At 40.1% G+C, this 13,838-nt stretch carries 14 protein-coding genes and 1 pseudogene; 12 read left to right on the top strand and 3 right to left on the bottom strand.

What is annotated here, in order from left to right; translation table 11 throughout:
• The first annotated feature begins 411 nt into the window (after positions 1-411).
• Together AB1A03_RS02585 and AB1A03_RS02580 are read left to right on the top strand one after the other, a co-directional pair.
• Complete coding sequence (locus tag AB1A03_RS02585; RefSeq protein WP_354623017.1) at positions 412-1,059, top strand: hypothetical protein; 648 nt, start codon at positions 412-414, stop codon at positions 1,057-1,059.
• Complete coding sequence (locus AB1A03_RS02580; protein ID WP_354623016.1) at positions 1,031-2,383, top strand: PAS domain-containing sensor histidine kinase; 1,353 nt, start codon at positions 1,031-1,033, stop codon at positions 2,381-2,383. Before AB1A03_RS02585 ends, AB1A03_RS02580 begins: the two co-directional genes overlap by 29 nt.
• Positions 2,384-2,436: 53 nt before the next feature.
• Here AB1A03_RS02580 and yihA read toward each other — a convergent pair whose 3' ends face one another.
• Positions 2,437-3,105 carry a ribosome biogenesis GTP-binding protein YihA/YsxC gene (gene yihA, locus AB1A03_RS02575; RefSeq protein ID WP_354623015.1) on the bottom strand — a complete coding sequence of 223 codons (669 nt, stop codon included), beginning with the start codon at positions 3,103-3,105 and terminating at the stop codon, positions 2,437-2,439.
• Between the two features lie 112 nt (positions 3,106-3,217).
• Here yihA and AB1A03_RS02570 point away from each other — a divergent pair, with 112 nt between their 5' ends.
• The 5 genes and pseudogenes from AB1A03_RS02570 to AB1A03_RS02550 all read left to right on the top strand — a co-directional run bounded on the left by AB1A03_RS02570 (position 3,218) and on the right by AB1A03_RS02550 (position 7,537).
• The gene (locus AB1A03_RS02570) at positions 3,218-3,820 is read left to right on the top strand and encodes a c-type cytochrome (protein WP_354623013.1); all 603 of its coding nucleotides are present in this window, start codon (positions 3,218-3,220) and stop codon (positions 3,818-3,820) included.
• 134 nt (positions 3,821-3,954) lie between these two features.
• Positions 3,955-4,509 (top strand): Der GTPase-activating protein YihI, encoded by a 555-nt coding sequence (gene yihI / locus AB1A03_RS02565; protein ID WP_354623012.1) that lies wholly within the window; start codon positions 3,955-3,957, stop codon positions 4,507-4,509.
• A gap of 13 nt (positions 4,510-4,522) precedes the next feature.
• Positions 4,523-5,002 (top strand): DUF2489 domain-containing protein, encoded by a 480-nt coding sequence (locus tag AB1A03_RS02560; RefSeq protein WP_354623011.1) that lies wholly within the window; start codon positions 4,523-4,525, stop codon positions 5,000-5,002.
• Between the two features lie 60 nt (positions 5,003-5,062).
• Positions 5,063-6,402 (top strand): annotated as a pseudogene (gene hemN / locus AB1A03_RS02555) (oxygen-independent coproporphyrinogen III oxidase).
• Positions 6,403-6,406: 4 nt separating this feature from the next.
• Positions 6,407-7,537, top strand: a complete 1,131-nt coding sequence (locus AB1A03_RS02550) for an anhydro-N-acetylmuramic acid kinase (protein ID WP_354623010.1) — start codon at positions 6,407-6,409, stop codon at positions 7,535-7,537.
• Here AB1A03_RS02550 and AB1A03_RS02545 read toward each other — a convergent pair.
• Positions 7,534-7,773, bottom strand: coding sequence for a DUF3624 domain-containing protein (locus AB1A03_RS02545; protein WP_354623009.1), 240 nt, complete (start codon positions 7,771-7,773; stop codon positions 7,534-7,536). The two genes, AB1A03_RS02550 and AB1A03_RS02545, sit on opposite strands and share 4 nt — an antisense overlap.
• An 89-nt stretch (positions 7,774-7,862) precedes the next feature.
• Here AB1A03_RS02545 and AB1A03_RS02540 point away from each other — a divergent pair, with 89 nt between their 5' ends.
• The 5 genes from AB1A03_RS02540 (at position 7,863) to AB1A03_RS02520 (ending at position 11,939) form a co-directional block, all read left to right on the top strand.
• Positions 7,863-8,306, top strand: coding sequence for a DUF4124 domain-containing protein (locus AB1A03_RS02540; RefSeq protein ID WP_354623008.1), 444 nt, complete (start codon positions 7,863-7,865; stop codon positions 8,304-8,306).
• A 137-nt stretch (positions 8,307-8,443) separates the two neighbouring features.
• Positions 8,444-9,286 carry a deoxyribonuclease IV gene (nfo, locus tag AB1A03_RS02535; RefSeq protein ID WP_354623007.1) on the top strand — a complete coding sequence of 281 codons (843 nt, stop codon included), beginning with the start codon at positions 8,444-8,446 and terminating at the stop codon, positions 9,284-9,286.
• Positions 9,287-9,384: 98 nt separating this feature from the next.
• Positions 9,385-11,529 carry a RelA/SpoT family protein gene (locus AB1A03_RS02530; RefSeq protein ID WP_354623006.1) on the top strand — a complete coding sequence of 715 codons (2,145 nt, stop codon included), beginning with the start codon at positions 9,385-9,387 and terminating at the stop codon, positions 11,527-11,529.
• Entirely contained in the window at positions 11,530-11,661 is a 132-nt protein-coding gene (locus AB1A03_RS02525) for a hypothetical protein (protein ID WP_354623005.1), read from the top strand.
• Positions 11,616-11,939, top strand: a complete 324-nt coding sequence (locus AB1A03_RS02520; RefSeq protein WP_354623004.1) for an META domain-containing protein — start codon at positions 11,616-11,618, stop codon at positions 11,937-11,939. The genes AB1A03_RS02525 and AB1A03_RS02520 overlap by 46 nt, the downstream gene beginning before the upstream one ends.
• Before the next feature lie 2 nt (positions 11,940-11,941).
• Here AB1A03_RS02520 and AB1A03_RS02515 read toward each other — a convergent pair whose 3' ends face one another.
• On the bottom strand, positions 11,942-13,609 hold the full coding sequence (locus tag AB1A03_RS02515) for a DUF2813 domain-containing protein (protein WP_354623003.1): 1,668 nt from the start codon (positions 13,607-13,609) through the stop codon (positions 11,942-11,944).
• Positions 13,610-13,838: the final 229 nt, after the last annotated feature.

Genomic DNA, 13,838 nt, shown 5'->3' with positions numbered 1-13,838 from the left:
TAAAAAAACAACCGTTACATGTTATACCCAAATCACAGAATAGAATCATAACAGCAAAAAGTTTAACAATATCTGTAAAATAAAAACTCTATGGATAATTGATACCAATCGACATAAGTATCTGATCTATCTTGTTAGTTAAAATAATAGAAAACAGCGTTGCATTCAATCGTAATAGCCAGCTATTACTCAATCATGCGCCTTGCTCTCTATTATTTTTCCTCAACAAGCGATGACCATAATATTATGCAAATAGGTATGATGAGATCGCTTTAATAAATTTAAAGGACAGTTTTTTACAATGTTTTTATTATTAAAGTACATTTAAACAACGCAAGTCTAGTGAGAATCTATTCACTATGGCAAACTAACGATTATTATGTCGTTTAACTTGGTTCTTTGTGGATAACAATGAAAAAAAATAATTTCCCTCTCATTTTCGAACAGTTAAAAATAAAAAGGAGTTTATCTGTTCGCCTGCTTGCTTATATCTTACTTTGCAGTAGTAGCCTTGCCATTATTATCACCTTGGTACAATTGACATGGGATTTTAAACAAGATGTCAATAAGATAGAAGAGAGTATTGCGCAGATAGAATCCAGCTTTTTACAACCAATTGCGGCCAGTTTATGGAACCTTGATGAAGAACAAATTCAAATTCAACTTGAAGGGATCATGCAACTTTCTGATATGCAATATGTTAGTGTGCATGAAGTACTTGGTCAGAGTGCAATCCCGTTAATTGAGCTCGGTGAAAAGAAAAATAAATTTGATATCCAAAATACATTTGACCTCGTTTATCAAAATGAAACAATAGGCCGTTTATTTATAGCGGCTTCATTAAATAAAGTTTATGACCGCTTAATTGCCAAATCGGTACTCATATTAGTCACCCAAACCATCAAAACGATGCTCGTTTCAATCTGTATTTTATTAATTATCTATTACATGGTGATCCGTCACATTAATAAAATCGCACTCTATACACGTAATATTCACCTCACTACTCATCAAAATGAATTACAACTCGATGGGCGAACATCAGAAATCCTCCGATGAATTAGATGAATTAGTCTTCTTACTCAATAAAATGCAAAATCGCATTGTTTCTGAGTTTACCGATAAAAAAGTAGCCATTGAGGAACTACAGCAGGAACGCGATTTTTCAGCCACCGTCATCAACTCATCGAGCACCATTATTTGCTGTCTAGATCAAGAATTTAAAATTTCCACCATCAATCCAGCTGCAGTTATTATCACAGGCTATAGCCAAGAGGAGTTAATAGGTAAGAGATGGCTAGATATATTTACCACGAACGAACAAAAAAACAGTCTCCTGAAAAAACTACAACGCAATGAAACCATTAACAGCATTGAAATTCCCATGCATGATCAAACGGGCGAGACAAATACACTGCTGTGGACCTTTTCTGCCTTTTATGAGGGGATGAGTATCAAATATTTAATTGGTTTTGGGCATGACATTACCGCACAGAAAAAAATAGAACTAGAAATTAAACAGCTAAATGACAAGCTAGAAGAAAAAGTAAATATTCGTACTGCAGCGCTCACTGAAAGCAACAAACAGATTAACAAAGCCTTAGAGCAGCTTAAAAATACTCAGCTTACATTAGTTGAATCAGAAAAAATGGCCTCTTTAGGTGGCTTAGTTGCAGGCGTTGCCCACGAAATAAATACGCCGATTGGGATCAGCGTAACAGCGGCTTCATTCCTACTTGATGAAATCAACGATTTAAAACAAAAACTCGACAACAATACATTATCTCGATCCTTTTTAGATAACTTTATCGACCGTTTATCAGAGTCAGGTCGCCTGCTAAACAGCAATCTTAACCGTGCTGCAGAATTAGTTCGCAGCTTTAAACAGGTAGCAGTGGACCAATCAAGTGAAGCCTGTTATTCCTTTAAAGTAAATGAAAATATTCATCAAGTGGTGACTTCATTAAAACACAAACTAAAACAAGGTCGCTGTCAGGTTAATGTGAATTGCCCTGAAGAGCTATCCATCTACAGCTTTTCCGGTAGTTTCATGCAAATTTATTCTAATCTGATCCTTAATTCGTTAATTCATGGCTTTGATGATTGGGATGGCAAACGCGAAATTTTTATCGATGTAACACAGCACGATGATCTATTAACGATTGATTACCGAGATACAGGAAAAGGTATTCCAAAGGATATTGCAAATCGCATATTTGAGCCCTTTGTGACATCCAAACGTGGAGCGGGAGGAAGTGGACTAGGTACTCATATTGTCTACAATATTGTTAAACAATTGTTAAAGGGTGATATCCACTATATTCCAGAAACAGAAGGTGCTCATTTTATAATAGATGTTCCCTATCAAGCCCAAAAAGCTTAGCAACAGATATACCCATGATGCATGGGTATAATACCAATAGTGCTCAATTAATTTTACTGAGCACTATTTTCTTCACTCTCTTGCTGAACTTGCGATTGCAACGCGTCTACCGCGTACCAGGAAGCAATTTTTTTCTCCAACGTATCCACACCCAAACCGCTTAATGAAGAAAACAGTTCAACTTGCACCTCACCTTCAAAACGCAATGCCTCTTCACGCATCTTTAATAGCGTTGTCTTGCGCGCGCCCTGCTTTAACTTATCTGCTTTGGTCAATAACACTAAAACCGGAATATCGGCATCAATAGCCCAGTAAATAAGCTGCTGGTCTAAATCTTTAAAGGGATGGCGAATATCCATCAAAACAACAAGCCCTTTTAAAGATTCGCGCTGTTGTAAGTACTCCCCTAATGAACGTTGCCATTTTAGCTTCATCTGCAGAGGAACTTTTGCAAATCCATAACCGGGTAGATCAACCAAGCGCTGACCCGGATCAACTTCAAAAACATTGATTAACTGTGTCCGTCCAGGCGTTTTACTGGTACGCGCTAAGTTTTTTTGTCTCGTTAAACGATTTAGTGCGCTAGATTTGCCGGCATTAGACCGTCCAGCAAAAGCAATTTCAATGCCGCTCTCCGTTGGCAGATGCTTGTCTAAATGACGAATATCTGGTGCACTAATAAGAAAATGCGCTTTTTGAAAATGTATTTTTGGAAATTCCAAGATATGCCTCGCTTTACCGTGTAGCAAAATTGTTAATTTATTAAATTTGTGTAAACTAGAGAAGTTTTATTTTAGCCACATTGTACATACATTAAGAACAAAATGGATAGTTATGAATAAATTATTAATGGCATTGATGATTACAATTTCTTTCTCTGGCGCAACACAAGCACAGGGAAATATTGAAGAGGGTAAAACTAAGTCAGCGACTTGTGCTGCGTGTCATGGCACAGATGGAAATAGTCCGACCGATATGTACCCTAAATTAGCAGGACAACATGCTGATTATTTAACAAAACAACTGCAAGAATTCAAAACGGGGATTCGTAATAACGCGATCATGATGGGAATGTCTACACCATTATCAGAACAAGATATGCAAGATATTTCAGCCTATTTTGAAACGCAAACCATGACCCCTGAAACCGTCACGGCAGAATTGGCTGAACCCGGACGCAATCTCTATATGGGCGGTGACCCACAACGCGGAATCCCTTCATGCAGTGCCTGTCACGGGCCTCGCGGCAATGGTCTTGCACTGGCAAAATTTCCAAAAATATCAGGCCAATATCCTGCTTATTTAAAAGCACAATTAGAAAGCTTCCGCAGCAAAGCACGTAATAATGACCAGAACGGAATGATGAGTGATATTGCAGCTAAGCTCACCGATAACGATATTGAATTACTTTCTAAGTACATATCGGCACTACATTAGGCTATCAAAATTAATCATGGCGTTTCAAATTAAGAAACGCCATTTATCTGTGCTTTTTAAAAAATCTAAGATTTGCTATTCTGCGCTAATTAACCCCCAATATATAAGCATGCTCTTATAGAAGGTAAACAACCATGTCTCGTACTAAAAAAAATCGCAATGCAGGTAATTCAGAAAGTAAATTAGCTCCCAAGCGCAAAGAAACGTCATCACAGGCAAAAGAGTCTCGTGAGCGTAAACGCAAAGAGAAATTAAAAGGTAACAAGGCAGGCGCGCGTAATGCGGTGCAGTCTAAACAGACGCAACAGCAAAATGCTAGACAAGCGGCAAATGATAAACGTATTGGCAGCCAAAAAGCAGTCCCTCTGCTTATCGAAGAAAAACAACCCGAACAACAGATTAAACCGGTTCTTAAACCACAGGTAAAAGTCGTCAAAGCAGCAGCTCCCGTGAAACTATCACCAGAGAAAGAACTGGCATTAATTGAAAATGATGATCGCCTTAACGACTTGCTTGAACAACTTGATAATGGCGAAACACTATCACAGGTAGATCAATCGTGGGTTAATAAGCAAACGCAACGTCACCAACAATTAATGCAGCAACTCGGCTGGCTCGATGATGATGGCGAAGAAGATCTGTTACAACAGTTTGAAGATGCAAGCTCTGCATTAGATGAATTTAAATAAATACGAGTAAGTGATGGATTTTAAGATTATATTGGCCATTATTGCCGTTGTTATCATTATCTCTTTGGCCTTTTATATAGGAGTACTCACTCGTAGAATACAAACATTAAAAGCGATCCAACAACAGGCGATACAGCAGCAACAGATACAGAGGCAATTAAAAAGACAGCAGCGTAATGCTAATATTTGTGAAAGCATCCGCCTGATTGCCCATGCCACAACACAAAAGCAATGTAATCTCTCAGAAGCCGCGATCCGTTTAACCGTATTGCTAGAAACATTAGATATTGATAATAAAATAGATATAGAAAAAGAATATCCCGCTTTATCGACCCTTTTTAATAAAGTTAAAGATATGCCAACACATGATGCACGTAAAAAAATAGTCGGGAAAAAACTGAAAATGTTAGATAGGCAGCGCAACGTGTTTGAAAATGAGTTAGAAGAATCGATCGTTGCAGAGGCAATACAGTTAAAGACCTTTTCTGTTTAACAAACAATAATAATATAAGAGCGGGAAATTATAATGGAAAAGCTTCTCTGGGATCAGGCTATCATCGAAAAGTATAACTACAGCGGCCCTCGTTATACCTCCTATCCAACGGCACTTGAGTTCGATGAGCGCTTTACTTATTCACAGATGCTTGAGGCGACTCAGAGCTACCCGAAGCGCCCTCTTTCCATCTATATTCACATTCCATTCTGCCACAAGATTTGTTATTTTTGTGGGTGCAATAAAGTGATCACTCGTCATCAAGAGAAAGCAGATAAATACTTAGATCACCTTGAAATTGAGATAAAAAATCAAGCGCAACATTTTACAAACGCACCGTGACACAACTGCATTGGGGTGGCGGCACACCGACGTTTTTACTACCGGCACAAATTAGCCGTTTAATGACGTTACTACGTGATAACTTTAATTTTAGTGATAATGCTGAATTAAGCATTGAGGTCGACCCACGCGAAATTGAATTGACGACCATCGATCACCTTGCCAATGAAGGCTTTAATCGCCTTAGCTTAGGTATTCAAGATTTTAACAAAGCAGTACAAAAGGCAGTCAACCGAGAACAAGATGAAGCCTTTATCGTCAAGCTATTAGCACGCGCAAAAGCGCAGGGATTTCAATCAACCAATCTCGATATGATCTATGGTTTACCCTTGCAAAATAAAGCAAGTTTTGCCCATACACTAGAAAAAGTGGTCGAGCTCGATCCTGCTCGCTTATCCATTTTCAATTATGCACATATGCCATCCCTTTTTGCCGCTCAGCGTAAAATTAATGAAGATGATATGCCCAAGCCCGCTGAGAAATTAGCTATGTTGCAACACACCATTGAATTTTTAACCCAATCAGGCTATCAATTCATTGGCATGGATCATTTTGCTAAACCTAATGACGAGTTAGCCATTGCCCAGCAACAAGGGGTTTTACACCGAAATTTCCAAGGTTATACCACGCAAGAGGATACCGATTTACTGGGCATGGGGGTTTCGGCCATCAGCCAAATTGGTCATACCTATTCACAGAATCAAAAAAAATTAGCCGATTATTATCAGCAAGTTAACGAATTAGGACATGCACAGTGGCGTGGTGTTAGCCTCAATCAAGATGATTTAATTCGCCGAGAAGTGATCAAAAAGCTGATTTGTAATTTTAAGTTAGATATCTCTGCGATTGAGAAAAGCTTCGCGTTAGATTTTGCGCACTATTTTGCTGAAGATATTAAGTTATTGCAGTGTTTTATTGATGATCAACTGGTTTCAGTGTCAGCACAGGAAATTACCGTTGAACCTAAGGGGCGTTTGCTCATTCGCAATATTTGTATGTGCTTTGATATCTACCTGCGTAATAAAGCACGTCAACAACAGTTTTCCAGAGTCATTTAAGCCAATGCAAAGCTTGCCCGAATCAGCGCTTGGTCAATACTACATCGGTTTGATGTCCGGCACTAGTTTAGATGGTATTGACGTGGTGATCGCACAACGCGACCGTTGTGGCTTTAAGCAGATAGCCGCCTGTTGCATTGATTTACCGCCGTCGCTGCGTTTGCAATTGTTACAAATTTGCCAAGATAAAAAAGTAGATTTACAAACCCTCGGCGAAGTGGATCATCAATTTGCTATCGCCTGTGCCACGGCTGTTAATCAATTACTCAAAGATAGCCATATCCGTGCAGAGCAAATCTGCGCAATAGGTAGCCATGGGCAAACTATTTTTCACAGTCCACAAGGCCCACTCCCCTTTAGCCAACAAATTGGAGACGCGAATCTCATTGCTGCACGAACGGGCATCACCTGCGTTGCAGACTTTAGACGCATGGACATGGCCTATGGTGGACAAGGTGCACCACTAGTACCCGCTTTTCATCAAGCACTATTTGCCAAACAGGGCTGTAATCGCGTCATTCTAAACATTGGGGGGATTGCCAATATCAGCATACTGCATTCAGATACAAAGGTACTCGGCTATGATACTGGCCCGGGCAATATGTTGATGGATGCGTGGATCAATCTACATCATGATAAACACTTTGATAAAGATGCTAAATTTGCCCAACAGGGAAAAGTTGCCCCGGCACTGCTAGCACCATTATTAAGCGATCCCTATTTCGCCCAAGCTGCCCCCAAAAGCACCGGGCGAGAAAAATTTAATCTCTCTTGGTTGCAGCAGCAACTGCATGCATTAACACCCCATTATTTCACTCCTCACGATGTGCAACGCACATTACTCGAATTCAGTGCAATAACGATTACTGAACAAATAAAATTACAAACCAGTCCCTGTGCGGTTTACGTCTGTGGTGGCGGTGCACTTAACCCGTTATTAATGCAGCGTTTACAAGCGCTGCTACCCGACCACACCGTTCTCGATACACAAATATTGAATATTGATCCAATGTTTGTTGAAGCAGTTGCCTTTGCATGGCTTGCAGAACAACGTTTGTATGAAATTCCTATTGCCTTAAAAGAGGTCACTGGCGCCTATAAAAATGCTATTTTAGGCGCTATCTACAAACCTTAATCTTGCCCCATTAATTGATAATATAAATAGGCGCTAAGATGTAAAACCATTAAGACTCCACTGCCTATCAGTGCAAATAATAGGGCAATAGTTGTCACTTGCGATGGGGATGATTGATAGCAAAAATACCAACCTATCGCGCTACTTAGCAACAACACAAAATTAAGTAGCATACAACTGCGACAACGGCCTAACTTTTCTTTAAAGAAATGGTTATTACAGCCACTACAAGACATGATTTTGGCCTCCTTTTTAAAAAAATTATATTGTTATTGCGAACAAAATAAATACAATGTCAACCACTTAATTTTTATGAGTCTACCCTATGCGCGCTCTTTTAACATTATTAACCGTTTCATTTTTTACGACATCAGCTATCTCTGCAGAAATTTATACTTGGACAGACAAAGATGGCATCACCCATTTTTCAGAGAGCAAGCCGGCCTATCAAGCAGAGATAAACGAAGTGACGCTATTACCGATCAGTGCCACTATTTCAGCAAGTGAAAAAACAACCGCCGCACCTCTAGCCGTTAAAAAAGAGGAAGTGACTAGGCAAAATGAAAGTAAAAAACAAGGCGAATACCAACGCCCGGAAACAGCAACGGATAAAAATATCCTCTCAGAACGAATGGTTGATCAAACCGATGTTAGCCTTAAAAACGATGAAGAAAATGATGCGCTGATCGACACAATCGACAGACCGCTTTTACGCCAAGCGATAGTCGATGGAACAACTATCAGTATCAACGGTGCTGTAAAAAAATAAATATAAATCCGCCAAATTAAATATACGCAAAGCAAGATGATTAACGTTGCTTTGCGTTTACCGCCTAACTGTACAATCACCCGTTCATCTTCTAAAATAACCGCTCAATAACAATAATTTACTATCGGAAATGAACTATGAAATATATTGGGGCGCATGTCAGCGCTGCTGGTGGCGTATTTAATGCCCCTAAAAATGCCCATAATTTAGGCGCAACCGCCTTCGCACTATTTACCAAAAATCAACGTCAATGGAATGCTAAGCCGCTTGATGAGGAAACAATTCGTAAGTTCAAAGCAGCATGCAGCCGTTATAATTACAGTAGCGACCAGATATTACCCCATGACTCCTACCTTATTAATTTAGGACACCCAGAAGCTGAGCCACTGCAAAAATCACGTCTCGCATTTTTAGACGAATTACAGCGCTGCCAACAACTCGGTTTATCCATGCTCAACTTTCATCCCGGTAGCCACCTTAATAAAATCGACAGCCATGATTGCCTACTACGTGTGGCAGAATCGATTAATTGGGCCCTGCAACAAACGACATCGGTTAAAGCCGTGATTGAAAATACTGCCGGACAGGGCACTAATCTCGGTTTCTGTTTTGAACAGCTTGCCACTATCATTGAACATGTTGATGATAAATCACGTGTCGGCACCTGCCTCGACACCTGTCATACTTTTGTTTCTGGTTATGATCTCCGCACCATCGAAGCCTGTGAAGAAACCTTTAAAGCATTTTCAGATTGTGTCGGTTTTGAATTTTTAAGTGCCATGCATATCAACGACAGTAAAGTTCCCCTCGCTAGTCGTGTGGACCGCCATGCGCCATTGGGGGCGGGTGAAATAGGGTGGCCCTGTTTTAAATACATTATGCAAGATGTGCGTTTTAATAATATCCCCATGGTTTTAGAGACAACGAATCCTGATATTTGGGCGGCTGAAATCGCGCAATTAAAAAAATGGGCAGAATAAACAAATTAAGTCGATATTTAGACTTCCCAAGCAAACAAACTGGCTTTACTATTAGAGCTATTCTGTTTCTCTATAACAGCCGTTAATAAAGGTAGCAAATGTCGATTTTTCAAACTCTTAATGACATCATTCAATCTTATCTGTCTCCCGAGCAGTGTCGGTTTATTGAACGAGCCTACGAGTTTGCGGACAACGCGCACGAAGGTGTTACCCGCGCCAGTGGTGAACCCTATATCACTCACCCGGTCGCAGTGGCAGAAATTCTTGCATCAATGAAACTGGATCACGAAGCCATTGCGGCAGCATTGCTGCATGATGTGCTCGAAGATACCGACGTCATTCATCAGGAGCTCTCCGAAGCCTTTAATCCGAGCGTTGCAGAATTAGTCGAAGGAGTTACCAAACTTGATAAAGTTAACTTCGAAAATAGAGAGCAAGCACAGGCCGAAAATATCCGCAAAATGTTAATCGCGATGTCTAAAGATTTCCGAGTGATGCTGATAAAAATAGCGGATCGCGTCCATAATATGCGTACGCTAGACTCCTTACGTCTTGATAAACGCCAACGCATTGCCCGCGAAACCTTTGAAATATTTACCCCAATCGCGGATAGACTCGGCCTCCACCACCTTAAAAACGAATTGGAAAAGCTTGCCTTTAAAGCACAACATCCCGCTCGTTATCGCGTTTTAGAAAAGGCGATTAGTCAAGCTCGAGGCAATCGTAAGGATTTTATCCAGAGTATTTGCGATGAAATATCGACGACATTAACCAATATGTCTATTCAAGCAAATGTCATTGGGCGAGAGAAACATCTCTTTAGCTTATATCAAAAAATGCATAAAAAAGGGTGTCAGTTTCACGATGTAATGGACGTTTACGCCTTTCGTATTATTGTAAAAGATCTGGACACTTGTTACCGCGTATTAGGGCAAATGCACCACCTTTATCAACCTAAGTTAGAGTTTTTTAAAGATTACATCGCAATTCCTAAATCCAATAGTTACCAGTCCTTACACACGACATTAGTCACCCATCATGGTGTTAATATTGAAATTCAAATTCGCACAGAAGATATGGACGAGGTGGCCAAGCAAGGAATAGCTGCGCATTGGAGTTATAAAGAGGGTAAAGGCAACTCCAACATCACAGCGCAATTACAAACCCGCAATTGGCTACAAGGCATTACAGAGCAAGAAGATACAACCAGTAATCCGTTAGTATTGTTAGAGAACATTAAGCAAGAACTAGGCAAAAACGAAATCCATGTATTAACACCACAGGGAGAAATTATTGTTCTACCCGCGCAGGCAACCCCTGTCGATTTTGCCTATGCTTTACACACCAAAATTGGACATCGCTGTGTCAGCGCAAAGGTGGATAAAGAGTTTGTGCTATTAAGTGATAAATTAGAAAGCGGTCAAACCATCCAAATAATCACCGGTAAACAGCCTAACCCTAGCGCCAATTGGCTAAATTTTGTTGCCACCCATAAGGCACGTAATAGTATTCGCCAATACCTAAAACAGCAGCCAAAATCCTTTACCATCCCAGAGGGGCGCCGTTTATTAAAACAAGCATTAAACAAAACCAACTTAACGGATATAAGCCAAGAAAATATCGATAAAGTAATGGCTGATCACCATCTAGAAGATTTTGACTCATTATTACACAAGATAGGCAGCGGTCAGTTACTCAGTATTGTTATTGCAAGAAGATTGCGTGGTAATATCGATCAACTCACTGAATCTGAATTCAAACAAGTGAGTCGACAAAGTGCAATTTTAGGTACTGAAAATATGATGGTATCCTATGCAAACTGCTGCAAACCTCTACCGGGCGATGCGATCGTCGCGCATACTAGCCATGGAAAAGGCTTAGTGGTTCACCTTAAGCAGTGCCATAATGTCAGTGGTTTTAAAAATGAATTAGATAAATATATCTCCGTTGAATGGGATATGAACTTTATTAATCAATATGAGTATTCAACCGACCTTAGGGTTGTCATGGTTAACCATAAAGCGGGACTTGCCAAGCTGTTTAATGTTATTGCTAAAAACAATGCCAATGTCCTCGATATACAAACACTAGAGTTACCGAATCACTTCTATACCATTAATTTAACCTTAAGCGTTCTTAACCGCATTCATTTATCACGCGTGATGAGACAAATCAAAAAATTAACTAATGTGAAAAGCGTCAGACGTATAACACAAAAAAGAGCCACAAAAGAGGAGCAATAAATGAAGAAACGACTGATTATCTCACTATTTACCCTGTTTTTAGCCGCCTGTAGCGCGCCAACGGATAAAGTGGTTAGCCTCGCTGAATGCAACAGACATGGCAATTGGTTAGTATTGATAAGCAAGCTGTAGATAAATCAATTACTAGCACCCTAAACATTGCCAAAAATGGCAAAGCGACGGGAAATTTAGCCTGTAATAATTTTTTTGGTACATTCGAACTACAGGAAAAGACGGCAAAAATAGTGGCAATGGGCAGCACCAGAAAAATCTGTCTAGATTTACAAAATACGGTTGAACAACAAGTGACAACGGTATTTACAGATTGGTCAGAAGTGCAGCTTAAAGATGATAGCTTAACGTTTATCGGGCAAGCGCATCAACTAACCTATAAACTTATAGCTAAGTGATCTTAGCCAGACTGCGATCGGGCTAACCCGGCCAAACGAGCAAATAGCCGCTTTAAGAGGGGAGGAATCGAATCGACTCCCCGTTGCTCAACGGCACTGGCAATCGCCAACCCCAACCCCGGTTTTGAATACTTGTGCACCGCCTTCTCAATGATTTTCGCTGCCGACAACTTGGCTAACTCTTTTTCACTGTAATTAGCCGCTTCAAGGTATACATCGGCAAAACCATTTTCAAAAAACAGATGTTCAATATCCAAAGCAGGCACAACAGATAAACGATTTGATAAAAACTCTTTACCTAAAAGCATTTCTTGAACTCGTGCCGCATATTTTTGCCCAGCTGCATCACCGTCCGTTAACACATGCCACTCAATATGCAACTCTTGAGCTAGCTTAATTAAAGGGGTCAATCCACATTGAGCAAACTCAATCATTTGCACCCCCTCGACCACTAACTGATAGCCACAAGAGTGCGCTAGTTCGGTTAAAAGCCAAGTCTCGGTCTCTCCTTCCACTAATAGCCATGCCCGAGCAAAAAGGCTTTGTGGGTGATTCATGCGCACATGAAAGGCGATGCGCCGTAAATCGTTAATAGAAAAATGATCCACTGTCAGTGAATAACTTTGTATTAAATCAGGATGACGTACTAACCGCTGGATACGACTCAATGGCACAAAGGAGAGTAATTGACTGGAATTAGTAGAGATTAATTTCTGCATTGGTAAAAGCGAGAAAAAACGCCAAGTAATCGCTAAATTAACCGGATGTAAGCTATTCTCAGGTTCCTCCAATAACAAAATGGGACTAGCCCCTCGACGCAGCAAATGCTCGCCACGCACTTCAAGAAATTCACCAAAAAGTAGCAGTAACATGGCGCGATCATTTTTGTTGCCCGTCTTTAACAGCTCGTTAAAATGGGTCAACGCTTGAAATGAGAAAGGACGCTGGCTAGGCACTTCATGTTCCGTCTCTATCATTTGCGTATGAAAATTACCATAACGCTTAAATAAATAGTGGTCAAAAAGATAGTTTAACGCTTCATAACCACGCGCTATTTCATCCTTAGATAGCTGCTGGGATGAACCCGTTAAACGTTTAAATATACGCTTGATTCGCGCTTCACAATATGCACGCTTTCCGCTAATCTCAAGTGCTTCTTCCTCTTCTATTTTGCAAAACTCGCCGCCCATCCGTAATACCGGCACAAAAGAGGTAAACTCGCTTACTAATTCTGCTAACTTCTCCTTTGTAAAAACTTTTTTCTGGCCGTTATTATCTAAAAAATAACGATAGGTTTTAATATTTCCAACCTCTGAACGCTCACCATCGACTTGCATATAAATATATTTTAGACCGTGAGATGATGGGCTCCAGAGTTCATTGATTGATCTATATTGGCGTAATTGAGCTTCACCTTGCCACTGCTCTTTAAAGGCAAAAACAAGCTGAATATGCTTACTACTGGTGATATCGGGATCGGGCGATTGATGAAAGTCTGAATGGACAAATTTATAGCTCTTACGCGTACCACAAAAAATCAATGATAAGGCATCAAATAGGCTCGATTTACCCCAGCTATTTTCACCGACAAAGGCACTCAACTCTTTAACATTGATTGATAAACGATTTATTCCACGAAATCCAACTACTTCAATTTGATCGAGTAACATCTGCATCCTTAAAAACAACGCCTTCTGCGAATAAAAAATAGCAGAAGTGAGTGAAAATATAAAAATGAGCAGGTAATACCAATTTCGATAAATAGCTGATCTATTTTACTGGTTAAAACAACTTACTGCTGCGTTGTAATTTTCGCAAAGGGAATAACCATTTACGTCAAATTACGCCTTGAATTAAGCTGTTTTTCCTGCGCAAAATATAGATCACATACTTACCGGA

It is taken from the genome of Psychromonas sp. MME2 (genome assembly GCF_040566515.1).
GTDB lineage: Bacteria > Pseudomonadota > Gammaproteobacteria > Enterobacterales > Psychromonadaceae > Psychromonas.
This window is presented reverse-complemented; position numbering and strand designations above follow the sequence as displayed.